At 62.6% G+C, this 26,357-nt stretch carries 22 protein-coding genes and 1 pseudogene; 19 read left to right on the forward strand and 4 right to left on the reverse strand.

Going from position 1 to position 26,357, the window contains the following annotated elements:
- Positions 1-44: 44 nt before the first annotated feature.
- Positions 45-719, reverse strand: coding sequence for an iron-sulfur cluster repair protein YtfE (ytfE, locus tag TK06_RS03540; protein WP_063320845.1), 675 nt, complete (start codon positions 717-719; stop codon positions 45-47).
- Between the two features lie 160 nt (positions 720-879).
- On the opposite strand from ytfE, the gene norR reads away from it, so the two are divergent.
- From norR to TK06_RS30525, 8 genes and pseudogenes are all read left to right on the forward strand, one after another.
- The gene (gene norR, locus TK06_RS03545) at positions 880-2,412 is read left to right on the forward strand and encodes a nitric oxide reductase transcriptional regulator NorR (protein ID WP_063320846.1); all 1,533 of its coding nucleotides are present in this window, start codon (positions 880-882) and stop codon (positions 2,410-2,412) included.
- A 155-nt stretch (positions 2,413-2,567) separates the two neighbouring features.
- Complete coding sequence (gene pdxH, locus TK06_RS03550; protein ID WP_063320847.1) at positions 2,568-3,215, forward strand: pyridoxamine 5'-phosphate oxidase; 648 nt, start codon at positions 2,568-2,570, stop codon at positions 3,213-3,215.
- 88 nt (positions 3,216-3,303) lie between these two features.
- On the forward strand, positions 3,304-3,858 hold the full coding sequence (moaB, locus tag TK06_RS03555; protein ID WP_063320848.1) for a molybdenum cofactor biosynthesis protein B: 555 nt from the start codon (positions 3,304-3,306) through the stop codon (positions 3,856-3,858).
- Complete coding sequence (locus tag TK06_RS03560; RefSeq protein WP_063320849.1) at positions 3,855-5,090, forward strand: molybdopterin molybdotransferase MoeA; 1,236 nt, start codon at positions 3,855-3,857, stop codon at positions 5,088-5,090. The genes moaB and TK06_RS03560 overlap by 4 nt, the downstream gene beginning before the upstream one ends.
- An 81-nt stretch (positions 5,091-5,171) precedes the next feature.
- The gene (gene ubiU, locus TK06_RS03565; RefSeq protein WP_063320850.1) at positions 5,172-6,167 is read left to right on the forward strand and encodes a ubiquinone anaerobic biosynthesis protein UbiU; all 996 of its coding nucleotides are present in this window, start codon (positions 5,172-5,174) and stop codon (positions 6,165-6,167) included.
- Positions 6,168-6,178: 11 nt separating this feature from the next.
- Complete coding sequence (locus TK06_RS03570) at positions 6,179-7,069, forward strand: U32 family peptidase (RefSeq protein WP_063320851.1); 891 nt, start codon at positions 6,179-6,181, stop codon at positions 7,067-7,069.
- A complete protein-coding gene (gene ubiT, locus TK06_RS03575; RefSeq protein ID WP_053184645.1) occupies positions 7,063-7,533 on the forward strand; it encodes a ubiquinone anaerobic biosynthesis accessory factor UbiT in 471 nt (156 codons plus the stop codon). The genes TK06_RS03570 and ubiT overlap by 7 nt, the downstream gene beginning before the upstream one ends.
- Positions 7,533-7,613 (forward strand): annotated as a pseudogene (locus tag TK06_RS30525) (putative zinc-binding protein); the annotation flags it as partial. The gene ubiT and the pseudogene TK06_RS30525, both read left to right, overlap by 1 nt.
- A 384-nt stretch (positions 7,614-7,997) precedes the next feature.
- On the opposite strand, the gene TK06_RS03580 reads toward TK06_RS30525, so the two are convergent.
- The 3 genes from TK06_RS03580 to TK06_RS03590 form a co-directional block, all read right to left on the reverse strand.
- On the reverse strand, positions 7,998-8,675 hold the full coding sequence (locus tag TK06_RS03580; RefSeq protein WP_063320852.1) for a Crp/Fnr family transcriptional regulator: 678 nt from the start codon (positions 8,673-8,675) through the stop codon (positions 7,998-8,000).
- 229 nt (positions 8,676-8,904) lie between these two features.
- Positions 8,905-9,552, reverse strand: coding sequence for a two-component system response regulator NarL (gene narL, locus TK06_RS03585; protein ID WP_063320853.1), 648 nt, complete (start codon positions 9,550-9,552; stop codon positions 8,905-8,907).
- Positions 9,549-11,348: a HAMP domain-containing protein gene (locus TK06_RS03590; RefSeq protein ID WP_063320854.1), complete on the reverse strand. Its 1,800-nt coding sequence runs from the start codon at positions 11,346-11,348 to the stop codon at positions 9,549-9,551. Before TK06_RS03590 ends, narL begins: the two co-directional genes overlap by 4 nt.
- 308 nt (positions 11,349-11,656) lie before the next feature.
- Here TK06_RS03590 and TK06_RS03595 point away from each other — a divergent pair, with 308 nt between their 5' ends.
- From TK06_RS03595 to TK06_RS03645, 11 genes are all read left to right on the forward strand, one after another.
- Entirely contained in the window at positions 11,657-12,958 is a 1,302-nt protein-coding gene (locus tag TK06_RS03595) for an MFS transporter (RefSeq protein ID WP_219737673.1), read from the forward strand.
- Complete coding sequence (locus tag TK06_RS03600) at positions 12,936-14,333, forward strand: NarK family nitrate/nitrite MFS transporter (RefSeq protein ID WP_063320856.1); 1,398 nt, start codon at positions 12,936-12,938, stop codon at positions 14,331-14,333. Before TK06_RS03595 ends, TK06_RS03600 begins: the two co-directional genes overlap by 23 nt.
- Before the next feature lie 64 nt (positions 14,334-14,397).
- Complete coding sequence (locus TK06_RS03605) at positions 14,398-18,171, forward strand: nitrate reductase subunit alpha (RefSeq protein WP_063320857.1); 3,774 nt, start codon at positions 14,398-14,400, stop codon at positions 18,169-18,171.
- Position 18,172: 1 nt separating this feature from the next.
- Positions 18,173-19,711, forward strand: coding sequence for a nitrate reductase subunit beta (narH, locus tag TK06_RS03610; RefSeq protein ID WP_063320858.1), 1,539 nt, complete (start codon positions 18,173-18,175; stop codon positions 19,709-19,711).
- A 2-nt stretch (positions 19,712-19,713) separates the two neighbouring features.
- Positions 19,714-20,469, forward strand: coding sequence for a nitrate reductase molybdenum cofactor assembly chaperone (narJ, locus tag TK06_RS03615; protein ID WP_063320859.1), 756 nt, complete (start codon positions 19,714-19,716; stop codon positions 20,467-20,469).
- Positions 20,462-21,142 (forward strand): respiratory nitrate reductase subunit gamma, encoded by a 681-nt coding sequence (narI, locus tag TK06_RS03620; protein WP_063320860.1) that lies wholly within the window; start codon positions 20,462-20,464, stop codon positions 21,140-21,142. The genes narJ and narI overlap by 8 nt, the downstream gene beginning before the upstream one ends.
- 10 nt (positions 21,143-21,152) lie before the next feature.
- A complete protein-coding gene (locus tag TK06_RS03625; protein ID WP_063320861.1) occupies positions 21,153-22,121 on the forward strand; it encodes a peptidylprolyl isomerase in 969 nt (322 codons plus the stop codon).
- A 25-nt stretch (positions 22,122-22,146) separates the two neighbouring features.
- Positions 22,147-23,139, forward strand: coding sequence for a GTP 3',8-cyclase MoaA (gene moaA, locus TK06_RS03630; RefSeq protein WP_063320862.1), 993 nt, complete (start codon positions 22,147-22,149; stop codon positions 23,137-23,139).
- Between the two features lie 277 nt (positions 23,140-23,416).
- A complete protein-coding gene (locus TK06_RS03635) occupies positions 23,417-25,432 on the forward strand; it encodes a ribonucleoside triphosphate reductase (protein WP_063320863.1) in 2,016 nt (671 codons plus the stop codon).
- A 31-nt stretch (positions 25,433-25,463) separates the two neighbouring features.
- Positions 25,464-25,625, forward strand: a complete 162-nt coding sequence (gene nrdD, locus TK06_RS33175; RefSeq protein ID WP_003202433.1) for an anaerobic ribonucleoside-triphosphate reductase — start codon at positions 25,464-25,466, stop codon at positions 25,623-25,625.
- Entirely contained in the window at positions 25,622-26,317 is a 696-nt protein-coding gene (locus TK06_RS03645) for an anaerobic ribonucleoside-triphosphate reductase activating protein (protein WP_063320864.1), read from the forward strand. The genes nrdD and TK06_RS03645 overlap by 4 nt, the downstream gene beginning before the upstream one ends.
- Positions 26,318-26,357 lie beyond the last annotated feature (40 nt).

Here is a 26,357-nt window from a genome sequence, read left to right on the forward strand (position 1 = left end):
GAGCAAGCTTTGCTCCCACAGGCGTAATGGGCAATGTTTGAGAGTTAACGGGCAGGCTTCATCGCATTGACGAACAACACATTGTTTTCCAGGTGGATGTGCTGCATCAGGTCATCACGAAACTCCACCAGCCCGCGATACAGGGCGCGCCAGGTGTTGCAGGCGTCGGCGGGCGGGGTGATCTGGTCGGTCAGGGCGAGCATGGTTTCGAGGGCTTCACCGTGCTGGTCGTGTTCGTAGCGCAGCACCTGGATCGGCGCCGAGGCCCGTTCGCCCAGGCCTTGTTGCAGCATCGGGAACAGCACCTGTTCTTCCTTGAGCATGTGGCCTTCGAGTTCCTGGTACATGTCCTGCAGGTGATCGGCCAGGCCGTTCGGGCAACTGGGTCGCGCACCGTGGACCTGCTCGACGCGCCGGGCCAAGCGGATCAGTTCCGGCAGCTGTTCGCGATGGCGTGCGTGGTAGCGCTCCAGGATGTGGCCAATCAAGGTCGCCTGGGGTTCGTCGCGCCAGTCATGGCCCAGCTCCCCAGCGGCTTGCAAGGTGCGCAGGGCGTCGGCGATCAGCAGCGGGTTCAGGCCTTTGCCCAGCGCTGCTTCACGCAAGGACTTTTGCCCGCCGCAGCAGAAGTCGAGGTTGTAATGATGGAAGGTACGGGTTGCACCGGGAATATCGCAGGCCAGTTGGCCGAGGCTTTGTTCCAGCAAATCGAGGCTCATCATGTTTCCTTGGGGTTGAATCCCGGCAGGGACGGATGAACGGACTTTGCAGTCGACGTGCCAGTTTCAACTGATTGAAAATAAAGCATTAAATTTTTGGCAGGGTGATTGTCACCCTGACTGTTGAGGGTCAAACGAACCCTGGAGGGTCATCACTACCATGCTGCGTGAAAGCCTGGCCGCCGACCTGATCGTCGAGCTGCCCAATGCGGTGCGATTGCAGCGCCTGGTGCAGACCCTGCGCGAATACTTCAACAGTGGCGCCGTGGGATTGTTGCGCCTGGACGACGACAGCCTCAGGCCCGTGGCGACCGTGGGCCTGGTCCACGAGGCGCTGGGCCGTCGGTTCGTGATTGCCCAACACCCACGCCTGGCGGCGATCATGGCTTCGCGCGAACCCACTTGGTTCGAGCCCGACAGTCGCTTGCCGGACCCTTATGACGGCTTGCTCGACAACCATGTCGGCGAGCCGCTGCCGGTGCACGACTGCATGGGCGTGAGCCTGTATGTGGAAGGCCGGCTCTGGGGCGCGATCACCCTCGATGCGTTGCACGCCGGCACCTTCGACAGCCGCGCCCGAGAGGAACTCAAGCGCTGCACCTTGCAGATCGAGGCCGCGGTGCGAGTCACTCGGCTCGAGCAGGAAAACCGCAGCCTTAGGGCCTCGCGCAGCGACCCGGCGGACCTGCGTCTGCCGGCCGAGGAGGGTGAGATCCTCGGCCGTAGCGAGGGGCTGCAACAGTTGCTCAACGAATTGGATGTATTGGCCGACTCCGAACTGCCGGTGCTGTTGCTGGGCGAAACCGGCGTGGGCAAGGAATTGTTCGCCCGGCGTCTGCATCGCTTGTCCCGGCGCGGCCACAAGCCGTTGGTCCAGGTCAATTGCGCGGCGTTGCCGGAGTCCCTGGCGGAAAGCGAATTGTTCGGCCACGTCAAAGGCGCGTTCTCTGGCGCGACCACTGACCGCGCCGGGCGTTTCGACGCGGCCAATGGCGGTACGCTGTTTCTCGACGAGGTCGGCGAGTTGCCGTTGAGCGTGCAGGCCAAGCTGCTGCGCACCCTGCAGAACGGCGAGATCCAGCGCCTGGGCGCGGACAAGCCGTTGCACGTCGATGTGCGGATCATCGCCGCCACCAACCGACACCTGCCCGACAGCATTCGCGACGGGCTATTTCGCGCCGACTTGTACCACCGGCTCTCGGTCTACCCGGTGCCGATCCCTCCGTTGCGCGAGCGTGGCCACGATGTGTTGATGCTGGCCGGGCACTTCCTCGAACTGAACCGCACGCGCCTGGGCTTGCGTGGCTTGCGCCTGTCACCGGCGGCTGAACAGGCGCTGCTGGCGTACTCCTGGCCGGGCAACGTGCGGGAGCTGGAACATGTGATCAGTCGCGCGGCGTTGAAGCAACTGAGCCGGGGCGCCAGTCGCAGCCTGATCATGACCTTGGAGCCGCAGGTGCTGGATCTGGATGTCAATGCCGGCGTAGCCTCGGCGCAGGCGATACCGGAACAGACCCTGCAAGCGCTGGAGGCGCCCGTGCAGCCCTTGGGCGAGATCGTTGATGCATGTCAGCGACAAGCGATCCTCAAGGCTCTGGAACGCTGCGGACAGAACTGGGCGGGGGCGGCGCGGTTGTTGGAGGTTGATCCGAGTAACCTGCATAAGCTGGCGCGGCGGTTGGGGCTCAAGTAGCCGTTGGTCTGTTAGACCGCGTTGCCTTCATCGCGAGCGAGCTTGCTCGCGATAGCACCCTTCAACTCACCACAAGAACCACCATTGACAACGATCAAGGCCCGCCATCGCCGCAGAATCCACACTGGCCCAAACCCATCGTGGAGATCACCGTCATGCCCCTTTCCCTGGCCAAAATGCGCCGCCAGTACACCCTCGATGGCCTGGATGAAGTCCAGGCACCCGACGACCCCATGGCTTTGTTCAGGCTCTGGATGCAACAGGCCCGAGACACCGAAAGCCCGCCGGTGGAAGCCAACGCCATGGCTTTGGCGACGGTGGATGAGCAGGGCCGGCCTCACTGTCGGGTGTTGTTGCTCAAGGGCTTCGACGCCCAGGGCTTTTCGTTTTTCGGCAACTACGACAGCGCCAAGGGACAGAACCTGGCGGCCAACCCGTGGGCGGCCATGACGTTTTTCTGGCCGGGGCTGGAGCGGCAAGTACGCATCGAAGGGTTGGTCGAAAAACTCGATCCGGCGTTGTCGGATGCCTATTTCGAATCCCGTTCCGTCGCCAGTCGCCTCGGTGCCTGGGCGTCGCCACAAAGCCGACCACTGGAGGACAGGGCCGCACTCGAGACCTTGCTGGCCCAAACCGAACAACGTTTCGCCGATCAACCGGTGCCACGTCCCGCGCATTGGGGCGGCTATTGCCTGCGGCCCGAGCGACTGGAATTCTGGCAGGGCCGTGCCGACCGTTTGCACGATCGCCTCGACTACCGCCTGCAGGATGGCGCCTGGCAGCGCAGCCGCCTGGCGCCTTGAGCGCCGAGGGAGGTACCTCCAAGGAGGAATAGGCCCGGCAACGATTGCGGTTCAGGCTGGGCCATCTTTTCTGACAGGACGGCTGATCATGGCCCATCTGACGCAACGCCTCTTTCAACCACTGAACATCGCGGTCCTTACCATCAGCGATACGCGAACCTTCGAAACCGACACCTCGGGCCAAACCCTGGCGGACCTGCTGCAAACAGCCGGACACGTGCTCATCGACCGCAGGCTGGTGAAGGACGATATCTACCAGATCCGCGCCCAGGTTTCCCAATGGATCGCCGACCCGAAAGTGCAAGTGGTGCTGATGACCGGCGGCACCGGGTTCACTCCGCGCGATAACACCCCCCAAGCGGTGGCGCCGTTGCTGGACAAACACGTCGACGGTTTTGGTGAGTTGTTCCGCCAGGTGTCCCTGGCGGAAATCGGTATGTCCACGCTGCAATCGCGCGCCTTGGCGGGCATGAGCAATGGCGTGCTGGTGTGCTGCTTGCCAGGCTCGCCGGGGGCTTGCCGGACTGGCTGGGAAAAGATCCTGGTCGGGCAACTGGACAGCCGCACTGGCCCGTGCAATTTCACCCCGCACCTCAAGCCGCAGGCCGGCATTGCTCCAACCGCCTGCGAGACACGCTCGTGAGCGGCAAGGTGTGCGACAGCGGCGTGCTGATGCCGGTGGATGAGGCGATCCGTCATCTGCTCGACCAGGCCCCGCCGCCACCGCCCGTGCAACGGGTTGGCCTGGACCAGGCCCTGGCGCGTGTGCTGGTCGCCGACATTCTGTGCCCGATGAACCTGCCGGCCTGGGACAACAGCGCGATGGATGGCTATGCCCTGCGGGCCGCTGACCTGCCGGGTGACGGCGGCTACCTGCTGTTGGGCGGGCGGATCGCCGCGGGTGACGAGCCGGGCGAGCCGTTGCAGGTCGGGCACGTCGTGCGGATTTTTACTGGCGCGCCGCTGCCACCGGGGGCCGACACTGTGGTGCCGCAGGAAAGCTGTCGCGTCGATGGCGAGCGGGTCTGGTTGCCGTCGGTCAACGGCGGTGACCATGTTCGCAAGGAAGGCGAGGAACTGCGTCGAGGAGATCGGCTGCTCGAAGCCGGCACGCGCTTGCGTGCCCAGGAGTTGGGTTTGCTCGCCGGTGCCGGCGTCGGCCAGGTGGACGTCTATCGCCCCTTGCAAGTGGGATTGCTCAGCAGCGGCGATGAGCTGCGCGAGCCGGGCGAGCCACTGGCGCCAGGACAAATCTACAACAGCAATCGTCATAGCCTCGCCGCACTGTTGCGCGGTTGGGGTGTCGAGGTGCATGACTTCGGGGTCATGCCCGACCAGCTACTGGCCAGTCGACAAGCGTTGCGCCTGGCCGCCGCTGAATGCGATGTGCTGATCACATCGGGCGGTGTCTCGGTGGGTGAAGAAGACCACCTCAAGCAAGCCATCGAAGCCTTGGGCAGCATCGACCTCTGGCGCCTCGCCATCCAGCCGGGCAAGCCCCTGGCCTTTGGGGATGTGGAAGGCAAGCCATGGATTGGGCTACCGGGCAATCCTTCAGCGGCGTTGATTACCGCGTTGATCGTCGTGCGTCCCTTCCTGTTCCGCGCCCAAGGCATGCGCGACGTGCTGCCTGTACCGTTGCAACTGCCGGCCGGGTTCGACTGGCTCAAGCGCAACCGACGCCGGCAGTACCTACGGGCCAGGTTGGTCCCGGATGCCAACGGCCACCTGTGTGTGGAACTGCACCCTCAGCAAAGTTCGGCGATGCTGACGGCCGCTTGTTGGGCCGATGGGCTGGCGGTGGTGGAGTGTGAGGCGCAGTTGCACAAGCACGACAAAGTGCTGTACCTGCCATTCGCCGAGCTGATGCATTGACGGCAATTGATTGCCGTCAAGGTCGCCGGCCGAGGGCTGGCTAGACTGGCGGCGCTTGAGTTTTTCTCATGAGGATGCCCCATGCAACTGGTTTGCCCGGCAGGGAATCTGCCTGCCCTCAAAGCGGCGGTGCGCCAAGGCGCCGATGCCGTCTATGTCGGCTTTCGCGATGACACCAATGCCCGGCATTTCGCCGGGCTGAACATGGACGACAAGCAGTTCGACGCGGCTGTCGCACACATCCGTCAACACCAACGCAAGCTGTACGTGGCGGTCAATACCTACCCGCAGCCCAAGGGCTGGGAACGTTGGCAACGGGCGGTGGACCGTGCCGCCGATTTCGGCGTGGATGCCCTGATTGCCGCCGACCCCGGCGTGCTCGGCTACGCCAGCCAGCGCCACCCGAAACTGGCGCTGCACCTGTCGGTACAAGGCTCGGCGACCCACGCCGCGGCTCTGGCTTTTTACGCCCAGCGCTATGACATCCGCCGCGCCGTGCTGCCGCGGGTACTGTCCCTGGCCCAGGTGCGACAGGTGGCGGCGGCCAGCCCGGTGCCGATCGAAGTGTTCGGTTTCGGCAGCCTGTGCATCATGGCTGAAGGCCGTTGCCACTTGTCTTCCTACATCACCGGCGAATCGCCGAACCTGTGCGGCGTCTGCTCGCCCGCCAAGGCGGTGCGCTGGAGCGAGGATGCCCAAGGCCTCAGCGCACGCCTGAGCGAGGTGCTGATCGACCGCTACACCCCCGAAGAACCGGCCGGTTATCCGACCCTGTGCAAAGGCCGATTCCTGGTGGGCGGCAAGCGTTTCCATGCGCTGGAAGAACCCACCAGTCTCGACACCCTTGACCTGCTGCCGGAGCTGGCGGCCATCGGCGTCGAAGCGGTGAAGATCGAAGGTCGCCAACGCAGCCCGGCCTATGTTGAACAAGTGACCCGGGTCTGGCGCGCCGCACTGGATGCCCACCAGGTCGCGCCGCAACGGTTCCGGGTGCAGGAAGAATGGCGCCAGGTGCTGGCTGGCTTGTCCGAAGGCAGCCAGACCACCCTGGGTGCCTACCATCGATCATGGCAATGAGGGGAGGCCAGATGAAACTCAGCCTGGGACCGGTCCTGTTTTACTGGGACAAAGCGCAACTGGGGAATTTCTATGCCGAGATGTCGGCATTGCCGCTGGACGTGATTTACCTGGGGGAAACCGTGTGCTCCAAGCGCCGGGCCTTTTCTCTGGATCAATGGCTGGGTCTGGCGCGCGAGCTGCAGACGTGCAGTCAGGCACAGATCGTGTTGTCGAGCCTGACACTGATCGAAGCGGCTTCGGAGCTGTCTTCGCTGCGCCGTCTGTGTGACAACGGCCAATTATTGGTGGAAGCCAATGACATGGGTGCGGTGCAGTTGCTGGCCGAACGCAAGCTGCCTTTCGTGGGCGGTCCGGCGTTGAATTTGTACAACGGTCACGCCTTGGGCCAATTACTCGACAGCGGCATGATCCGCTGGGTGCCACCGGTGGAATGTTCGGCGGCGCTGATCGGCGATGTACTGGAGCAAGTGCGAGACATGGAGCGTGAGGTGCCTGAAGTCGAGATCTTTGCCTACGGCCATCTGCCCCTGGCGTACTCGGCGCGTTGCTTCACCGCTCGGGCCGAAAACCGGCCCAAGGACGACTGCCAGTTCTGCTGCATCAACTACCCCGACGGCCTGGCGCTGAGCAGTCAGGAGGGCCAACCGTTGTTCACGCTCAATGGCATCCAGACGATGTCCGGTGAGGTGAGCAACCTGCTGGCTGATTACAACGCCCTGGTGGCTTGCGGGGCTGACATCCTGCGCTTGAGTCCGCGAGCCCAGGGCATGGCCGAGGTGGTCAGCGCGTTTGATCGCGTGCGCCAGGGGGAGGCGCCGCCGCTGTTTGTCGAGGGCTGCAACGGCTACTGGCACGGCCATGCCGGCATGTTGAAAGTAGAGGAGGCGGGCCTGTGCTGAGTCCGAAGAAGTGGGTGCTCAAGGGCGCTGACCGCTTGCTGCCCCTGGTGGGCAAGGTGCCGTTCGTGGTGCAGCGCCTGGCGTTGCAACAGGCGCTCAATCGTTGCCTGGCCGAGCCGTTGCGCGATGGCGGGTTCGATGTGCTGCGTGGACGCTGGTTGTGCCTGCGGGTGCCGGACCTGAAGTTGTGTTGGTACCTGACCCTGGCGCGGGATGGATTGCGCATCGCCGAGCGGGCCGAAGCCCAGGTCACCATCAGCGGCAACTGGCGCGAATTCCTGTTGCTGGCCAGCCGTCAGGAGGATCCCGATACGTTGTTCTTCCGGCGACGGCTGGTGATCGAGGGGGACACGGAGCTGGGGCTGGCGCTGAAGAACCTGATCGACAGCCTTGATCCGGAGGTATTGCCGCCTTGGTTGTGGCGCAATCTGGAGCGGGCGGGCAAGGGGTTGGCGACCGTGTGATGAAGCCTTCGACTGCATTGCCCCTGGTGTATTCCTGCTCCGGTTGCTCCAACGTTGCGCAATTGGCCAACACCGTGGCCCGTGGCGAGGGAGCTTGCTCCCGCTGGGGGGCGAAGCACCCCCAAGTTTGCCACAGCGGTGCGTCAGATTGATTGCGTCTGGCCTTTTTGGGGCTGCTGCGCAGCCCAGCGGGAGCAAGCTCCCTCGCCACAGAGGGTGCACTGACTCGGGCTATTGCTGGTAAGTCTTCAACGCCTCCTCGGCCAGGATGCAAATAGGGGTTGATCAACGCCCCTGAGCCAAACACCAATCCCGTGGCGAGGGAGCTTGCTCCTGCTGGGGGGCGAAGCACCCCCAAGTTTGCCACAGCAGTGTGTCAGATTGATTGCGTCTGGCCTTTTTGGGGCTGCTGCGCAGCCCAGCGGGAGCAAGCTCCCTCGCCACAGAGGGTGCGCTTGCTCGGGCTATTGCTGGTAAGCCTCCAGCGCTTCCTCGGCCAGGATGCGAATGTTGCGCCGTTCCATGGCGATCAGGCCACCGTCCACCAAGCGATGCAGAATGCGCGAGAAGGTCTCTGGCTGAATCCCCAGCTTGGAGGCCACCAGGCGTTTGGACACCTGCAGCACCAACTGACCGTTGCGTGGATCGCGCTCCTGCAGCAGGAAATTGATCACCCGCCGACTGGCGCTGGCCAGGGTCAGGTTGTCGATGTCCTTGAGGCGTTGGTGCAGGTGGATGCTCATGCTCGCCAGGATCGCCAGGCAGACTTTGGGCTGGTCCTCCAGGGCCTTGCGGTAGTGGGTGCCCTCGATGCTCACCAGTACGCTGTCCTTGATTGCCGACGCACTGACCGGGTAGCACCGGGCCTCGCTGAATAGCAGGGCCTCGGCGAAGGTCTGTCCGGGCTGGATGATCTCCACCAGGTTCTCCTGGCCTTCGCCGGTGACCCGGAACAGCTTGATCTGGCCACTGACCAGCAGGAAAAACCGCTTGGCCGGGTCGCCCTGGTGCATGAGCGTGCTGTTGCTGTCCAGGCGCCTGAGGACGGCCAGGCTGCAGACATCTTCAAAGACCCGCTCCGGCAGTTGGCTGAACAGGTGATGACGACGCAACAGTAAAACGATGGAAGGGTGGGTCAGCATGGCGTACCTCCGCGTGCCGTCATGGTAGAGCCCAAATCGTCGCCGGCCTATGCCTCGGCAGGCCTACCTCGGAAGAGGGAGGGAGGCCTGATGACTATCCCTGTGGCAAGGGAGCTTGCTCCCGCTGGGCTGCGTAGCAGCCCCAAAAAACAGGGGCGCTGCGCGCCCCAGCGGGAGCAAGCTCCCTCGCCACAGGTTATGTGTTGCTCATGGGATCTATTCGCCAGGCCTAACCCGCCCCGCGCAGATGTTCCATCGCCCATACGGCCGCTTCGACCCGTGAACGCAAACCGAGCTTGTGCAGCAGGTTCTTCACATGCACCTTGACCGTGCCTTCGGTAATGCCCAGCTTGTGCCCGATGACCTTGTTGCTGTAGCCGCCAGCGATGGTCTTGAGCACCTGGCGTTCGCGCTCGGTCAGTTCCACATCGGCCTGGCGCGGTGGCGAGCGCAGCGCCTGGGCCATGACGCGGGTCAGGCCGGGGCTGATCACCAGGGCGCCGTTGAGGGCATCGCGGATGTACTGGATCAGCAACTCCGGCTCCATGTCCTTGAGCAGGTAGCCGTTGGCGTCCAGGCGCAGGGCATCGCGAATGTCGTCCTCGGCATCGGACACGGTGAACAGCAGCACCTTGCCGGTGTAGTGCATGGCACGCAGCCGGCGCAGGGTCTCGATGCCGTTCATCTGCGGCATGTTGTTGTCCAACAACACCAGGTCGGGCTTGAGCGGTTCGATCAGGGTCAGGGCTTCTTCGCCGTGGCTGGCTTCGCCAACGATCTGCAAATCGTCTTCGAGCTCAAGCATCTGACGGATGCCGCGACGCATCATCGGATGATCGTCGACCAGTAGCAGGGTGTGGTGCAGGGGGGCGTTCATGTTGCGAGGCCTTCGGTGTGTTGGCCCAGGAATTCCGGTTGGAAATGCACCTGGATGCGGGTGCCCTGGGGGGTACGGGAGTGAATCTGGAGCTGGCCGCGCAGGCTGCGGGCCCGTTCGTTCATGATGTTCAGGCCATGGTGTTCGCGCTGGTCCACCTCGCCGCTGAAGCCCCGGCCATCGTCTTCGATCGACAGCCGCACGGTCTCGCCTTCCTGGCGCAGTTCGAGCCAGGCGTTTTCGGCATGGGCATGGCGCAGGCAGTTGGACAGGGCCTCACGGGTGATCTGCAGGATGTGGATCTGCTCGCTGGCCGACAGCTCGAAGGCCAGGGTGTCGACGAACAGATGCACTTTGAAGTCCCCGCGGTTGGAGAACTCCTCGGCAGTGTCCTTGAGTTCTTCGACCAGGCCGTCATCGTGGATCTGCAAGCGGAAGGTGGTCAGCAACTCGCGCAACTGGCGATAAGCATTGTTGAGCCCTTCGCGCAGTTCACCGGTGACGGTCTCCAGGGTCTGCACCGGTTCGCCCCGACGCATCAGGGTCTGCATGCGGCTGACTTGCAGCTTCATGTACGACAAGGCCTGGGCCAGGGAGTCGTGGAGTTCGCGGGCAATGATCGTGCGTTCATCGAGCAGCAGCAGACGATGGTCCTGTTCGCGCTGGCGCTTGAGCGATAGCGACGTACCAATCAGGTTGGCCAGGGCCTGGATCAATGCGGTTTCCCAGGGCTGCGCGGCGTGGCCGTCGACAAAATGGGCCTTGAGCTCACCCAGTTCGTTGCCTTGGTTGCTGATGCTGAAGGCTTGCGGGCGTGCCGCGTTGTGTTTATGACAACTGGCGCAATCGCTGCTGGCGCAGACCTGGCGGCTGTCGGCGCCATGCAACGCCAGCAAGTGCCTGGCCGGTGCCTGCAATTGCCCTTGCAGGCACAGCGTCAGGCGCAGGCCCGGCAGGCGTTGTTGGAAGCGTCGGATCAGTTCATCCAGCCCTTCGGCATTGGCCTGTCGCGTCGCCAGGCTGCGACTGCTTTGGTACAGCAGTTCCAGGGCTGCGTTGGCCTGTTGCAGGTTCAGGGTCTTTTGCTGGACCTGGTTTTCCAGGGTGCGGTGCGATTGCTCGATGGTCTCGGCCATGGTGTTGAAACTGGTCGCCAACTGGCCCAGTTCATCTTCGGACTGGTGATTGACCCGCACCTGGAATTCGCCACGACGAAAGCGCTGGGTGGCGTCCACCAGTTCCTGCAAGGGCGTGACCACGCCGTACTGCAATTCATACAGGCCGATCAGCAGGATGATCATGGTGCTGAACAGCGCCGCGCCCTGGATCACCTGCTGCCAGCCTTGCTTGTGCTCGCTCTGACGTTGCAGCAGGGTGACGAACTGGTCCAGTTGATCGACGAAGGTGTTGGCGCTGGCCTGGAAAAATGCCGAGTCACCACGCTCGATGGCCGGGCGCAAAGTCTGGTTCCAGCGCTGCACAAGGTCGCGATAGCTCTTGTGCAGGGAGGTTTCCGGCCCATCTTCCAGCACGGCGCGCAGGGCAGGGCTGTCGAGGCGTTGTTGCAGGCTGGCGATGATCGCGGGGATGTCGTCGTTGGCCCCCGCCGCCAGTTTCCAGCTCAGGTGGTAGGTCTCCATGCGCACGGAGCCAGCGGTATTGATAGCGGCAGCGTCGCCCTGGCTGAACCAGGCGATCAATCCGGCGCTCAAGGAACTGGCCAGGGCCAGGATGGCGATGAGGATCACCGCCAGCCCGGCGCGAGCGGGCAGGGAGCTGCGCAGCCAGCGCATCATCGACGCGGGCCTGCGGGGCAAAACTGTGATGCGAGCATAGGGGCGCCCTGGACCTGGGGGGTGTAGCAGCCAATCCTGGGCGCACTACCTCTAAAGAGTTGTCGGCCGCTCCATTTCCATAAAAGCTTCGGCAGACTTGTTCAAGATATTGATAAATAAAGGGTTGTATCAATATCCGGGTCTACCTCCTTGGAGGTAGACGGGGCAAGCATAGGCCTGGACCGCCCCGGCACACGTTGACCCAAGTCAAGTTTTTGCGGGGTTCGTATCACTAGGCTGCGCTCATCGAACTGACGGAGTGCATCGTGATGCGAGCGCAAGTGCAACAAGGGCTGGTACTAGGGATGAGTACCCTGGCCTTCACCGTGTGCTTCATGGTCTGGATGATGTTTGCCGTGCTCGGCGTTCCGATCAAGGAGCTGCTGGCCCTCAACGAGACCCAATTCGGCCTGCTGGCGGCCACGCCGGTGCTGACCGGCTCGCTGGTGCGTTTGCCCCTGGGGCTTTTGACCGACCGCTTTGGCGGGCGGATCGTGTTCTTCCTGCTGATGCTGTCCTGCGTCTTGCCGCTGTACTTGATCACCCTGGCCACGGCCTTCTGGCAGTTCCTGGTGCTGGGCCTGTTCGTCGGCCTGGCCGGCGGCTCGTTCTCGGTGGGCATTGCCTACGTCGCCAAATGGTTCGACAAGCAGAACCAGGGCTTCGCCATGGGCGTCTTCGGTGCCGGCAACGCCGGTGCGGCGGTGACCAAGTTCCTCGCCCCGGCGCTGATCGCGTTCGGCTCCTGGCACCTGGTACCCAAGGTGTTCAGCGCCATCCTGTTCATCACCGCGCTGCTGTTCTGGTTTCTCACCAGCGAGAAAAAGGAACACAGCGGCACTGGCGGGGCGACGTTGCGCGAGCAATTGAAAACCCTGAAAGAGCCCGCCGTGTGGCGCTACTGCCAGTACTACTCGATCGTCTTCGGCGGCTATGTGGCCCTGGCCTTGTGGATGACCAAGTACTACGTGCAGGAATACGGCTTCAGCCTGCAAAGCGCGGCGTTGCTGGCGGCGTGTTTCTCCCTGCCTGGCGGCGTGCTGCGGGCCGTCGGTGGCTGGATGTCCGACCGCTGGGGCGCCCAGAGCGTGACCTGGTGGGTGCTGTGGGTCAGCTGGATCTGCCTGTTCCTGCTCTCCTATCCCCAGACTCAACTGCAAGTGCAGACCGTCAACGGCATCGTCGATTTCCACATCGGCCTCAGCCCGACGCTGTTCACTGTGCTGCTGTTCGTGATGGGCATCGCCTTCGCGTTCGGCAAGGCCTCGGTCTTCAAGTACATCGCCAACGACTACCCGAAAAACATGGGTGCGGTGTCCGGCATCGTCGGCCTGGCCGGCGGCCTCGGCGGGTTCGTGCTGCCAATCATGTTTGGCGCCCTGGTGGACCTCACCGGCGTGCGCTCGTCCTGCTTCATGTTGATGTACGGCGTGGTCTGGGTCTCCCTGGCCTGGATGTACTTCAGCGAAATGCGCAAGCGCCCGCTGCTGGGTAAACAGCCGCCGGCCACTCAATCCCCGTTTTCCAGCATTGCCCAAGGAGAAGAACATGTCCGTTCTGCAAACGCCTGAAAAGGGCCCGGTCATTCATGACTGGCGTCCGGAAGACCCTGCTTTCTGGGGCAGTAGCGGCAAGCTGACCGCCCGGCGCAACCTGTGGATCTCGATTCCTGCGCTGCTGTTGGCCTTCGCGGTGTGGATGGTCTGGAGCACGGTGATCGTGCGCCTGAATGCCATCGGCTTCAGTTTCAGCACCGACCAGCTGTTCTGGCTGGCGGCGTTGCCGGGGCTGTCCGGGGCGACCTTGCGCATCTTCTACTCGTTCATGGTGCCGATCTTCGGCGGCCGGCGTTGGACCGCCCTGAGCACCGCATCGTTGCTGATCCCGGCGTTGTGGATGGGCTTCGCCGTGCAGGACTCGGCCACGCCCTACAGCGTGTTCGTGCTGATCGCATTGCTTTGCGGTTTTGGCGGCGGCAACTTCGCCTCGAGCATGTCCAACATCAGCTTCTTCTACCCCAAGTCCCAGCAAGGCACGGCCCTGGGCCTGAACGCCGGGCTGGGTAACCTCGGGGTGTCGGTGATGCAGTTCAGCGTGCCGTTGGTGATTTCTTTCGGCGTGTTTGGCTTCATGGGCGGCCAGCCCCAGGTATTGGCGGACGGCAGCTCGCTGTGGTTGCAGAACGCCGGTTTCATCTGGGTACCGTTCATCCTCGCCGTAACCTTGATTGCCTGGTTCGGCATGAACGATTTGTCCAGCGCCCGCGCGTCGTTCAGCGAGCAGGCGGTGATCTTCAAGCGCAAGCACAACTGGCTGATGTGCTGGTTGTACCTGGCGACCTTCGGCTCGTTCATCGGTTTCTCCGCGGCGTTTCCACTGCTGATCAAAACCTCGTTCCCGGACGTCATCGCCCTGAAATTCGCCTTCCTCGGCCCGCTGGTCGGTGCCTTGGTGCGGCCGTTGGGCGGCTGGCTGGCGGACAAGCTCGGTGGCGCGAAGGTCACCCTGTGGAACTTCGTGCTGATGATCGTGATGGTGTTCGGCGTCTTGCACTTCCTGCCGCAAGGCGGCCAGGGCGGCAACTTCTACGGCTTCCTGGGCATGTTCATGTTGCTGTTCATCACCACCGGCGTGGGCAACGGTTCGACCTTCCGCATGATCCCGGTGATCTTCCGCACCCTGCATGAAAAAGCCGCCCAGGGGAAAAAGCCCGAGGTGCGCGAACAAGCGATCAAGGACGCGGGCAAGGAGTCGGCGGCGGTGCTGGGTTTCAGCTCGGCCATGGGCGCCTTCGGTGCGTTCTTCATTCCTAAATCATTCGGCTCTTCGATGGCCCTGACGGGCGGCCCGGAGATGGCCTTCTACATGTTCGTCGGCTTTTACCTGAGCTGCATCGTGGTGACCTGGTGGTGGTACGCCCGCAAGGGCGCCGCGACACCTTGCTAAGCCGAACCTAAACCTGCGTGGGCGGGGCGCAGACCCCGCGGAGCAAGCCTGAGAGGAACACATTGTGAGTCATTTATTGGATCAACTGCGGTTTTTCAACCGTAAGCAAGGCGAGTTTTCCGATGGGCACGGCGAGACCCGCAAGGAGTCCCGCGACTGGGAGAACGTCTATCGTTCGCGCTGGCAGTACGACAAGATCGTGCGGTCCACCCATGGGGTGAACTGCACCGGTTCGTGCTCGTGGAAAATCTACGTCAAGAACGGCTTGATCACCTGGGAAACCCAGCAGACCGACTATCCGCGTACCCGCAACGATCTACCCAACCACGAACCGCGCGGCTGCCCTCGCGGCGCGAGCTACAGCTGGTACATCTACAGCGCCAACCGGCTCAAGTACCCGAAAATTCGCAAGCCGTTGCTCAAACTGTGGCGCGAAGCCCGGCAGACCCTGCCGCCGGTGGAAGCCTGGGCCAGCATCGTCGAGAACAAGGCCAAGGCCGACTCCTATAAAAGCAAGCGAGGCATGGGTGGCTTCATCCGTTCCAACTGGGAAGAAGTCAACGAGATCATTGCCGCCGCCAACGTCTACACCGTCAAGACGCACGGCCCGGACCGGGTGGTGGGCTTCTCGCCGATCCCGGCCATGTCGATGGTCAGCTATGCCGCCGGCTCGCGTTACCTGTCGTTGATCGGTGGCGTGTGCCTGAGCTTCTACGACTGGTATTGCGACTTGCCGCCCGCTTCGCCGATGGTCTGGGGCGAGCAGACCGACGTGCCGGAATCGGCCGACTGGTACAACTCCAATTACATTATTGCCTGGGGCTCCAACGTCCCGCAGACCCGTACCCCTGACGCCCACTTCTTCACCGAGGTGCGCTACAAGGGCACCAAGACCGTGGCGATCACCCCGGACTATTCGGAAGTCGCCAAGCTCACCGACCTGTGGCTCAACCCCAAACAGGGCACCGACGCCGCACTGGCCCAGGCCTTCAACCATGTGATCTTCAAAGAATTTCACCTGGACAAGCCCAGCGCCTATTTCACCGAATACGCCAAGCGCTACACCGACCTGCCGGTACTGGTGATGCTCAAGCCGATGCTTGGCGCTGCGCCGGGCGCGGGTTACCAGCCGGACCGTTTCCTGCGGGCCAGTGACTTGACCGACAACCTCGGCCAAGAGAACAACCCGGAATGGAAAACCATCGCCATGGATGCCGCCGGCGAACTGGTTTCGCCCCAAGGCTCCATCGGCTATCGCTGGGGCGAGAAGGGCAAGTGGAACATCCTGCCCCGTGAGGGCGGCGAGGGACGTGAGATCGACCTCAAGCTGAGCCTGATCGGCGGCGACGTCGCCGAGGTGGCCTTCCCGTATTTTGCCGGCGAAGCCCAGGAGTATTTCCAGCACGTGGCCGGTGATGCGGTGCAGTTCCGTCGGGTGCCGGTGCACAGCGTGGTGTTGGCCGATGGCAGCGTGGCGAAAGTCGCCACCGTGTTCGACCTGTCGGCAGCCAACCTGGCGATTGACCGTGGCCTGGGCGGCGCCAACGTTGCCAAGGACTATGACGACGCTTCGGTGCCCGGCACCCCGGCCTGGCAGGAGCAGATCACCGGTGTGAGCCGCGAGAAGGCGATCCAGATCGCCCGGGAGTTTGCCGATAACGCCGACAAGACCCGTGGACGCTCGATGATCATCGTCGGTGCGGCGATGAACCACTGGTACCACATGGACATGAACTACCGCGGGCTGATCAACATGCTCATGCTCTGCGGTTGCGTCGGCCAGACCGGCGGTGGCTGGGCCCACTATGTGGGCCAGGAAAAACTCCGTCCGCAATGCGGCTGGCTGCCCCTGGCCTTCGGCCTGGACTGGAACCGTCCGCCACGGCAGATGAACGGCACCAGCTTCTTCTATGGCCACAGTTCGCAATGGCGCCACGAGAAGATGAGCATGCACGACGTGCTCTCGCCCCTGGCCGACAAATCGCAGTTCCCCGAGCACGCCCTGGACTACAACATCCGTGCCGAACGGGCCGGCTGGTTGCCGAGCGCGCCGCAACTCAACACCAACCCGCTGCACATCTGCCGCGATGCCGCCGCCGCGGGCCTGGAACCCAAGGACTACGTGGTCAAGTCGCTGCAGGACGGTTCCCTGCGCTTTGCCTGCGAACAGCCGGACAGCCCGGTGAACTTCCCGCGCAACATGTTCATCTGGCGCTCCAACCTGCTGGGCTCCTCGGGCAAGGGCCACGAGTACATGCTCAAGTACCTGCTGGGCACCAAGAACGGCGTGATGAACGAAGACATCGGCCATAGCACCGAGTGCAAGCCTACCGAAGCCGAATGGGTCGACGAGGGCGCCATTGGCAAGCTCGACCTGGTGACCACCCTGGACTTCCGCATGTCCTCGACCTGCGTGTATTCCGACATCGTCTTGCCGACCGCCACCTGGTACGAAAAAGACGACATGAACACCTCGGACATGCACCCGTTCATTCACCCACTGTCGGCCGCCATCGATCCGGCCTGGGAATCGCGTTCGGACTGGGAAATCTACAAGGGCATCGCCAAGGCGTTTTCCGCCATGTCGGTCGGTCACCTGGGTGTCGAGAAAGACCTGGTCACCGTACCGCTGATGCACGACAGCGTCGGCGAACTGGCCCAACCCTTCGGCGGCACCGACTGGAAAAGTGCCGGTGTGGCGCCGGTCCCGGGCAAGAACGCACCGAACCTGCAGGTGGTGGAGCGCGACTACCCGAACATCTACAAGCAGTTCACCTCCCTGGGCCCGATGCTGGAAAAACTCGGCAACGGCGGCAAGGGCATCAACTGGAACACCGAGACTGAAGTGAAATTCCTCGGCGAACTGAACCACAAGGAAGTCGAGGCCGGCATCAGCCAAGGGCGGCCGAAGATCGACAGCGCCATCGACGCTGCCGAAGTGATCCTGTCCCTGGCCCCGGAAACCAACGGCCATGTCGCGGTGAAAGCCTGGGCGGCGCTGTCGGAGTTCACCGGCATCGACCACAGCCACCTGGCCGTCTCGAAGGAGCACGAGGCCATTCGTTTCCGCGACATCCAGGCCCAGCCACGCAAGATCATTTCCAGCCCGACCTGGTCTGGCCTGGAAGACGATCACGTGAGCTACAACGCCGGCTACACCAACGTCCATGAGTCGATCCCATGGCGCACCATCACCGGTCGCCAGCAGTTCTACCAGGATCACCCGTGGATGCAGGCGTTCGGCGAGCAGCTGATGAGCTATCGGCCACCGGTCAACACCCGCACCATCGCCGGCGTGAAGGGTAAGCGCAGCAATGGCGAGACCGAGATCGTCCTGAACTGGATCACCCCGCACCAGAAGTGGGGCATCCACAGCACCTACAGCGACAACCTGCTGATGCTGACCCTGAGCCGTGGCGGACCGATTGTCTGGCTCTCGGAAATCGACGCCAAGCGCGCCGGTATCGAGGACAACGACTGGATCGAATGCTTCAACGTCAACGGCGCGCTGACCGCCCGTGCGGTGGTCAGCCAACGGGTCAAGGAAGGCATGGTGATGATGTATCACGCCCAGGAACGGATCGTGAACGTGCCGGGTTCGGAAACCACCAAGACCCGTGGCGGCCACCACAACTCGGTGACCCGCGTGGTGCTCAAGCCCACCCACATGATTGGCGGTTACGCCCAACAGGCCTACGGCTTCAACTATTACGGCACGGTCGGTTGCAACCGCGACGAATTCGTCGTGGTGCGCAAGATGGTCAAGGTCGATTGGCTCGATGGTTCCAGTGGCGATGATTTGCCGCGTCCACTGCCGACTGATATCGAGGAGAACTGAGATGAAGATTCGCTCACAAATCGGCATGGTCCTGAACCTGGACAAATGCATCGGCTGCCACACCTGCTCGATTACCTGCAAGAACGTCTGGACCAGCCGCGAAGGCATGGAATACGCCTGGTTCAACAACGTCGAATCCAAGCCTGGCATCGGCTACCCCAAGGAGTGGGAAAACCAGGACAAGTGGAAGGGCGGCTGGATCCGCAACGCCGACGGTTCGATCAACCCGCGCATCGGCGGCAAATTCCGCGTACTGGCGAACATCTTCGCCAACCCGGACCTGCCGAGCCTGGACGATTACTACGAACCGTTCGACTTCGACTACCAGCACCTGCACACCGCACCGCTGGGTGAGCACCAGCCCACCGCGCGACCCCGCTCGGTGGTGTCCGGCAAGCGCATGCAGAAGATCGAGTGGGGCCCGAACTGGGAGGAAATCCTCGGCACTGAATTCGCCAAGCGGCGCAAGGACAAGAACTTCGACAAGATCCAGGCGGACATCTACGGCGAGTACGAAAACACTTTCATGATGTACTTGCCGCGCCTGTGCGAGCACTGCCTGAATCCGGCGTGCGCGGCGTCGTGCCCGAGCGGTGCGATCTACAAGCGCGAAGAGGACGGCATCGTCCTGATCGACCAGGAGAAGTGCCGCGGCTGGCGCATGTGCATCAGCGGCTGCCCTTACAAGAAGATTTACTTCAACTGGAAGAGCGGCAAGTCGGAAAAATGCATCTTCTGCTACCCGCGTATCGAAGCCGGGATGCCGACTGTCTGCGCTGAAACCTGCGTTGGACGGATCCGTTACCTCGGCGTGTTGCTGTACGACGCCGACCGTATCAGCGAAGTGGCAAGCACCGCCGATGAGAAGGACCTGTACGAGAAGCAACTGGAGATTTTCCTCGACCCCAACGACCCGGCAGTGATTCGCCAAGCCCTGGCCGATGGCGTGCCGCAGTCGGTGATCGATTCGGCGCAACGTTCGCCGGTCTACAAAATGGCCGTGGACTGGAAACTCGCACTGCCGCTGCACCCGGAATACCGCACCTTGCCAATGGTCTGGTACGTGCCGCCACTGTCGCCGATCCAGAACGCTGCCACGGCTGGCACCGTGGGCATGAACGGGGTGATCCCGGACGTCGACAGCCTGCGCATCCCGCTGCGCTACCTGGCGAACATGCTCACAGCCGGCGATGAAAAACCGGTCAAACTTGCGCTGAAACGCTTGCTGGCGATGCGTGCCTACAAACGTTCCGAGCAGGTCGACGGCGTGCAGGACCTGCAAGTGCTGGCCGACGTCGGCTTGAGCGTGAACCAAGTGGAAGAGATGTACCGCTACCTGGCCATCGCCAACTACGAAGACCGTTTCGTGGTACCGAGTGCCCACCGCGAAGACGCCATGAGCGACGCGTTCGCCGAGCGCTCCGGTTGCGGCTTCAGCTTTGGCAGCGGTTGCAGTGGCAGCTCCGACACCAACATGTTCGGTGGCAAGAAGGCCAACCGCCGCGACGTGATCAAAACCGTGCAGTTGTGGGAGGAATGAGCATGCGCATTCTCAAGGTGATTTCGTTGCTGCTCGACTATCCGACCGAGACCCTGGTGGCCGGTCGGGATGAGCTGGAACAAGCGATTCTCCAGGCACGGGAAATCAGCCCCAACCAGCGCGCCGGGCTGTTTGAATTGCTGGAGGTGATCTGCGGCAAGGACCTGATGGATGGCCAGGAGCACTACGGTGCGCTGTTCGGCCGCGGTCGTTCGCTGTCGCTGCTGCTGTTCGAACATGTCCATGGCGAATCCCGCGACCGTGGCCAGGCCATGGTCGACATGATGGCCCAGTACGAAGAGGCCGGTTTTGCCATCGGCGTCAAGGAACTACCTGACTACATCCCGCTGTACCTGGAGTTTCTCTCCACCCGCGAAGACCTCGAGGCCCGCGAGGGCCTGGCCGATGTGGCGCACCTGCTGGCCTTGCTCGCGGCGCGCCTGGACGAACGTGAAAGCGCCTACGCCAGTTGCTTCCGGGCCTTGCTGCAAATCGCCGGGGCCGAGCCTCAGGTGGCGGTGGCCGAGTTGCGTGAGCAAGTGAAGGCCGAGCCACGGGATGACTCCCTCGAGGCTCTGGACAAGGTCTGGGAAGAAGAGGCGGTGGATTTCATGAAGGCCGAACAGCAGGACCGTTGCAGCTCGATGCCCGGCGCGCCGGGCAAGGCGCGGGACGAAAGCGCGGTGCCGCTGCACTGGGTGGATTTTCAGCATGAAGGGCTGGCCGCAGCGCCAGCCGGGGAGGTGGGTAATGTCTAAATGGGATCTGTTGTTGTTCGGGGTCTACCCCTACGTCGCCTTGGCGATTTGCCTGCTTGGCAGTTGGGCACGCTTTGATCTGTCCCAGTACACCTGGAAGGCCGGTTCCAGCCAGATGCTGAACAAGCGCGGCATGCGCGTGGCCAGCAACCTGTTTCACATCGGTGTGCTGTTCGTGCTGGCCGGCCATTTCGTCGGCCTGCTGACACCTTCGGCGATCTATCACCATGTGTTGAGCACCGAGAACAAGCAGTTGCTGGCGATGGTCTCCGGTGGTTTCTTCGGCGTACTGGGCCTGATCGGCCTGGTGATGCTGCTCAACCGTCGCCTGACCGACCCACGGGTTCGCGCCACCTCCAATGCGTCGGACATCCTCGTGCTGGTGGTGCTGCTGGTGCAACTGGTGCTGGGGCTGATGACCATCGTGGCCTCTACCGCCCATATGGACGGCTCGGTAATGGTGATGCTGGCTGACTGGGCCCAGAACACCGTGCTGTTGCGTCCGGTTGAAGCCGCTACCTCGATAGCGCCGGTAGGCCTGGTCTACAAGCTCCACGTGGTGCTGGGCCTGACCCTGTTCGTGTTGTTCCCGTTCACTCGTCTGGTCCATATCGTCAGTGCGCCGGTCTGGTACCTGGGACGTCGTTATCAAATCGTTCGGCAGAAGTTTTGAGGAGAAGATCATGGCGAGTGGATGCGGATGTGGCGGTAGTGGTGGCGGCAGCGGCGGCTGCGGTTCTTCGGCAAAAGCGGCACCGGTGATCGCGCCGGTGGCCGATGCCGAACCGGCGGGGGCGGTGCAGTTCGAGCCGGCCCAGGCCGGGCCGGTGGCGGAGGATGAAGCGCCACAGTTGATTGCCAGCAGTGAACAGGAGTGGCCGATCATCAGCGTCAACGGGGTGTCGATCACCCCGCAGGCGATGGCCCAGGAGCTGCAATACCACCCGGCGGAAAGCCGCGAGGAGGCGGTTTATCAGGCGGCACGGGCCTTGGTGATTCGCGAATTGCTCCAGCAACGCATCGCCGAACTGGGCCTGGCGTTACAGGTCGGCGCCGGCGAAAACGAAGAGGAAGCGGCCACGCGGCTATTGCTCGAACGTGAGGTGCAGGTGCCGCAGTGCGACGAGGCCACCTGCCTGCGTTATTACGAAAGCAACCGAGCGCGGTTTCACAGCGCACCGTTGCTGGCGGTGCGGCACATCCTGCTCGAATGCGCGCCGGACGATGCCGAGGCGCGCAGCCTGGCCCATGTCCAGGCCGAGCTGCTGCTGGAGCGACTGGATCAGTTCCCGGGCAGTTTTGCCGAGTTGGCGCTCAAGCATTCGGCGTGTCCATCCAAGGAGCAGGGCGGCTCGCTGGGGCAGATCAGCAAGGGCCAGACTGTGCCTGAGCTGGAGCGCCAGTTGTTCACCTTGCCAGCGGGCCTGGCCGGTAAACCGCTGGAAAGTCGCTATGGCTGGCACGTGATCAGCATCGACCAGCGCATCGATGGCCAGCCATTGCCGTACGAGGCGGTGGCGACGGCGATTCGTACCCAGTTGCAGCAGGGCGTGTGGCAAAAAGCGCTGGTGCAGTACCTGCAAACCCTGATCGGTGCGGCGGACATTCGCGGCATTCACCTTCAGGGCGCCGACTCGCCGCTGGTGCAGTGAGCACGGGCTCAATCAGGAGGTCTTCATGAATGCGGTGTTGCAGGACGGATTTGGGCGCCAGATCGATTATTTGCGGATGTCGGTGACCGATCGTTGTGATTTTCGTTGTGTGTATTGCATGGCGAAAAACATGACGTTCCTGCCGCGTCAGCAAGTGTTGACCTTGGAGGAGTTGCAGCGCCTGGCGCGGCTGTTCGTCGGCCTGGGGGTGAAGAAAATCCGCCTGACCGGTGGAGAGCCGCTGATCCGTCCGGGCATCGTCGGGTTGTGTCGCGAGATCGCGGCGTTGCCCGGCCTGCGGGAACTGGTGATGACCAGCAACGGCTCGCAGTTGGGGCGATTGGCCCAGCCGCTGGTCGATGCTGGCGTCAAGCGCATGAACATCAGCCTCGATAGCCTGGACGGCGAACGTTTTCGGGCGATCACCCGCAACGGCAACCTCGATCAGGTGCTGGCCGGGATTGAAGCGGCGAAGGTCGCTGGGTTCGAGCGGGTCAAGTTGAACTGCGTGGTGATGAAAGGACGCAACTTCGATGAGGTCCCGGCGCTGGTGCAGTACGCCATCGATCAACGCATCGACATCAGTTTTATCGAGGAGATGCCGTTGGGGGAGGTGGGGCGTTCCCGGGGCGAGTCGTTCTGTTCCAGCGATGAGGTCCGGGCCGAGATCGCTCGCCATCATCGCCTGCTCGACAGCGCCGAGAGCAGCGGCGGGCCGGCGCGCTATGTGCGTCTGGAGCGTCATCCGGATACCCGGATCGGTTTCATTTCGCCCAATACCCACAACTTCTGTGCCAGTTGCAACCGCGTGCGCATGACCGTTGAAGGGCGCTTGCTGTTGTGCCTGGGACAAGAAGACTCTCTTGACCTGCGCGGCTTGCTGCGCCGGTATCCACTGGATGACCAATCGATCATTCAGTCGATAAAGCAGGCACTCAAAGGCAAGCCCTTGCAGCATGATTTCAGTCCCGGTGGGGAAGTGCAGATCGTGCGGTTCATGAACATGAGTGGCGGGTAAGTGTAGAGGCCTTGTGGCGAGGGGATTTATCCCCGCTGGGGCGCGAAGCGGCCCTAAATGCCGACAACCCGATGTGTCAGACAAGTCAAGTTGCCCTCTTAGGGGGCTGCTATGCAGCCCAGCGGGGATAAATCCCCTCGCCACGGTATTAAACAGCTTTCCGGGTCACCCCCAATCTTGATATCGATCAATTGCAACCCAAGCCTTTTTCCGTACCATCCACTGCATATTGTGTTTATTTAAATCAAAAAGCCTATATGTAGTGTCTGGAGCCAAAATGCAGAGCACGTTGATCTCAGTAGGGTGTAACCGCTTGCACAAGCGCGATGGCAGTGTGGTCGCCTTTGATGCGGACAAGATCCGCCAGGCGCTGATCGCCGCTGGCAAGGCCACTGGCGAATACGCCGAAGCCGAGGCCGAGGCGTTGCTGGAGGCGGTGTTGGCGCGGTTGGAAGGGCAGACGCGGTTGAACGTCGAGCAGATCCAGGACCGTGTCGAGCGGGTGTTGATGGACGCCGGTTTCTTTCTCTCCATGCGTGCCTACATCGTCTATCGCGAGCAACACGGACGCCTGCGTCGGGATCGCCGTACGCTGGTGGAAGTCGCCACGTCGATGAACGAATACCTGGACCGCGAAGACTGGCGCGTGCAGGCCAACGCCAACCAGGGCTATTCCCTCGGCGGGCTGATCCTCAACGTATCGGGCAAGGTCACCGCCAACTACTGGCTCGACGAGGTCTACAGCCAGGCCATCGGCCAGGCGCACCGCGAGGCGGACCTGCATATCCACGACCTGGACATGCTCGCCGGCTATTGTGCCGGCTGGTCCTTGCGTACCCTGTTGCACGAAGGTCTCAATGGCGTGCCAGGGCGGGTCGAGGCCGGGCCGCCCAAGCATCTGAGCAGTGCCCTGGGACAGATGGTGAATTTCCTCGGCACCCTGCAGAACGAATGGGCCGGCGCCCAGGCGTTCAGCTCGTTCGACACATACCTGGCACCTTATGTGCGCAAGGACCAGCTCAGCTACGACGAGGTCCGGCAGTCGTTGCAGGAGTTCATCTACAACCTCAACGTACCGTCGCGCTGGGGCACGCAAACTCCGTTCACCAACCTGACGTTCGACTGGGTCTGCCCACAGGACTTGCGTGAACAGATCCCGATCATCGGTGGCGAAGAGATGCCGTTCGCCTACGGTGACCTGCAAGCGGAAATGGAACTGATCAACCGCGCCTACATCGAGGTGATGCAGGCCGGCGATGCGAAAGGGCGGGTGTTCACCTTCCCGATCCCGACCTACAACATCACCCACGACTTCCCGTGGGACAGCGAGAACGCCGACCGGCTGTTCGAAATGACCGCCCGTTACGGTTTGCCGTATTTCCAGAACTTCCTCAACTCGGACATGCAACCCAATCAGGTGCGGTCGATGTGCTGCCGCTTGCAGCTGGACGTGCGCGAGTTGCTCAAGCGTGGCGGTGGCTTGTTCGGTTCGGCGGAGCAGACCGGGTCCCTGGGCGTGGTGACGATCAACTGCGCGCGCCTGGGTTATCTGTACAAAGGCGACACCAGCGGGTTACTGCAACGCATCGATACCCTGATGGAACTGGCGAAAGAGAGCCTGGAGGTCAAGCGCAAGGTCATCCAGCATCACATGGATGCCGGTTTGTATCCTTACACCAAGCGCTACCTGGGCACCTTGCGCAACCACTTCTCCACCATCGGCGTGAACGGCCTGCATGAAATGCTGCGCAATTTCACCGATGACCAGCAAGGCCTGCACACCGAGCAAGGCCGGGCATTCGCCCTGAAACTGTTGGATCACGTGCGGGCCACGCTGCTGCGATTCCAGGAAGAAACCGGCCACCTCTACAACCTCGAAGCCACGCCCGCCGAGGGCACCACCTACCGCTTCGCCAAGGAAGACCTCAAGCGCTATCCGGATATCTTGCAGGCCGGCAGCCCGGTCGCACCGTACTACACCAACTCGTCGCAACTGCCGGTGGGCTTCACCGAGGATCCGTTCGAAGCCCTGGAGCTACAAGACGAACTGCAATGCAAATACACCGGCGGCACCGTGTTGCACCTGTACATGGCAGAACAGATTTCCTCCACACAGGCCTGCAAGCAACTGGTGCGCAAGGCACTGGGACGTTTCCGCCTGCCGTACCTGACCATCACGCCGACCTTTTCCATCTGTCCGGTGCACGGTTACCTGGCCGGCGAACATGAGTTTTGCCCGAAATGCGACGAGGCCTTGCTGCTGCAACAACAGCGCCAGGGCAGCGTTCACTGATCCGATCCATCGACCGCAAGGAGCTTCACCCATGAATGCATCGCAAAGTCTTCCACAAGCACAGCGTCAACGCTGCGAAGTCTGGACCCGAGTGATGGGTTATCACCGCCCGGTGGCGGCCTTCAACCCAGGTAAGCAGTCCGAGCATCGCGAGCGGGTGCACTTCACCGAACGCGCGGCCGGGCGTCCATGAGTCGAGTGCTACGGGTCGGGGGCATGGTGCCCCTGACCACCCTCGATTATCCGGGCCAACTGGCGTGCGTACTGTTTTGCCAGGGCTGTGCCTGGCGTTGTCGTTATTGCCATAACCCGCAACTGATCCCGCCGCGCGGTAGCGAGGAGGTGGATTGGTGCCGGGTGTTGGCGTTCCTGCAGCGCCGTCAGGATCTGCTCGACGCCGTGGTGTTCAGTGGCGGCGAGCCAACCTTGCAGGACGGCCTGGCGCCGGCCATGGAGGAAGTGCGGCAGATGGGCTTTCGCATCGGCCTGCACAGCGCCGGCATCAAGCCGGCGGCCTTCGCCAAAGTGGTCGGGCTTGCCGACTGGGTCGGTTTCGACGTCAAGGCCTTGCCCGAAGATGCCCTGGACGTGACCCGTGTCGAAGGCAGCGGCGCCGCCAACTGGCGCAGCCTCGACCACCTGCTGGCCAGCGGCGTGGACTATGAATGTCGCACAACGGTGCACTGGCATCTGTTCGACCCCGAACGGTTGCTGAACCTGGCCCGACGCTTGAGCGAACGCGGCGTCACGCGGTTCGCGGTGCAACTGGTGCGCACTGCGCGGATGCTCGATCCCCACCTTTCCAGCGTTTCGGCACAAGCCTTGCAGCCTGAGCTGTGGGCCGCCATGCGCGAGTTGTTCCCCTCGTTCGTCTTACGCAGTTGAGCGAGCGCCGGGATGAACGACCGACAGCGGCCCGGGATGA

The sequence above is a fragment of the Pseudomonas fluorescens genome (genome assembly GCF_001623525.1).
Lineage (GTDB): Bacteria > Pseudomonadota > Gammaproteobacteria > Pseudomonadales > Pseudomonadaceae > Aquipseudomonas > Aquipseudomonas fluorescens_Q.

Excerpts from the sequence above, each read along its gene's own strand:
- TK06_RS03570 (WP_063320851.1), top strand. The coding sequence starts at position 6,179 with ATGAAACTCAGCCTGGGACCGGTCCTGTTTTACTGGGACAAAGCGCAA.
- norR (WP_063320846.1), top strand. The coding sequence starts at position 880 with ATGCTGCGTGAAAGCCTGGCCGCCGACCTGATCGTCGAGCTGCCCAAT.
- TK06_RS03580 (WP_063320852.1), bottom strand. The coding sequence starts at position 8,675 with ATGCTGACCCACCCTTCCATCGTTTTACTGTTGCGTCGTCATCACCTG.
- moaB (WP_063320848.1), top strand. The coding sequence starts at position 3,304 with ATGGCCCATCTGACGCAACGCCTCTTTCAACCACTGAACATCGCGGTC.
- TK06_RS03635 (WP_063320863.1), top strand. The coding sequence starts at position 23,417 with ATGCAGAGCACGTTGATCTCAGTAGGGTGTAACCGCTTGCACAAGCGC.
- TK06_RS03645 (WP_063320864.1), top strand. The coding sequence starts at position 25,622 with ATGAGTCGAGTGCTACGGGTCGGGGGCATGGTGCCCCTGACCACCCTC.
- ytfE (WP_063320845.1), bottom strand. The coding sequence starts at position 719 with ATGAGCCTCGATTTGCTGGAACAAAGCCTCGGCCAACTGGCCTGCGAT.
- ubiU (WP_063320850.1), top strand. The coding sequence starts at position 5,172 with ATGCAACTGGTTTGCCCGGCAGGGAATCTGCCTGCCCTCAAAGCGGCG.
- TK06_RS03595 (WP_219737673.1), top strand. The coding sequence starts at position 11,657 with ATGCGAGCGCAAGTGCAACAAGGGCTGGTACTAGGGATGAGTACCCTG.
- moaA (WP_063320862.1), top strand. The coding sequence starts at position 22,147 with ATGAATGCGGTGTTGCAGGACGGATTTGGGCGCCAGATCGATTATTTG.
- TK06_RS03625 (WP_063320861.1), top strand. The coding sequence starts at position 21,153 with ATGGCGAGTGGATGCGGATGTGGCGGTAGTGGTGGCGGCAGCGGCGGC.
- narH (WP_063320858.1), top strand. The coding sequence starts at position 18,173 with ATGAAGATTCGCTCACAAATCGGCATGGTCCTGAACCTGGACAAATGC.
- TK06_RS03590 (WP_063320854.1), bottom strand. The coding sequence starts at position 11,348 with ATGATGCGCTGGCTGCGCAGCTCCCTGCCCGCTCGCGCCGGGCTGGCG.
- narJ (WP_063320859.1), top strand. The coding sequence starts at position 19,714 with ATGCGCATTCTCAAGGTGATTTCGTTGCTGCTCGACTATCCGACCGAG.
- nrdD (WP_003202433.1), top strand. The coding sequence starts at position 25,464 with ATGAATGCATCGCAAAGTCTTCCACAAGCACAGCGTCAACGCTGCGAA.
- narL (WP_063320853.1), bottom strand. The coding sequence starts at position 9,552 with ATGAACGCCCCCCTGCACCACACCCTGCTACTGGTCGACGATCATCCG.
- pdxH (WP_063320847.1), top strand. The coding sequence starts at position 2,568 with ATGCCCCTTTCCCTGGCCAAAATGCGCCGCCAGTACACCCTCGATGGC.
- narI (WP_063320860.1), top strand. The coding sequence starts at position 20,462 with ATGTCTAAATGGGATCTGTTGTTGTTCGGGGTCTACCCCTACGTCGCC.
- TK06_RS03600 (WP_063320856.1), top strand. The coding sequence starts at position 12,936 with ATGTCCGTTCTGCAAACGCCTGAAAAGGGCCCGGTCATTCATGACTGG.